We start from the raw sequence: 338 nt of genomic DNA, 5'->3' as shown, positions 1-338 counted from the left end.
ACGGTTGACGCCGCGATTCCGCGCTGCGACCCTCCCCACCAAGCCGCACGACAAGGCGGCACACGGGGTAAGGGGGGGACACCAGGAATGCGATGGCGCTCCCGCGCGCTGCTCGCCGCGCTGCCCATGGCTCTCGGCGCGGCCACGTCGCCGCCCGTCGCACCGGTTCAAACGAAGGCGGGCACACCCGGCCTCGAGGAAATCGTCGTCACCGCGCAGAAGCGCTCGGAAAAGCTGCAGCGCGTGCCGCAGGCTATCCAGGTGCTGGACAGCAAGAAGCTCGCCCAGCTCAACGTCAACAACTTCCAGGACTACATCAAATATATTCCCAGCCTGTC

1 protein-coding gene is annotated in these 338 nt (G+C 66.3%); it reads left to right on the top strand.

From position 1 onward, the window contains the following. Window positions 1-87: 87 nt before the first annotated feature. Window positions 88-338 (top strand): hypothetical protein (locus tag R5H29_RS05470; protein ID WP_332328881.1); only part of this gene is annotated, 251 nt, incomplete at its 3' end.

It is taken from the genome of Stenotrophomonas sp. A3_2 (assembly GCF_036624925.1).
Taxonomy (GTDB): domain Bacteria; phylum Pseudomonadota; class Gammaproteobacteria; order Xanthomonadales; family Xanthomonadaceae; genus Stenotrophomonas; species Stenotrophomonas hibiscicola.
This window is presented reverse-complemented; position numbering and strand designations above follow the sequence as displayed.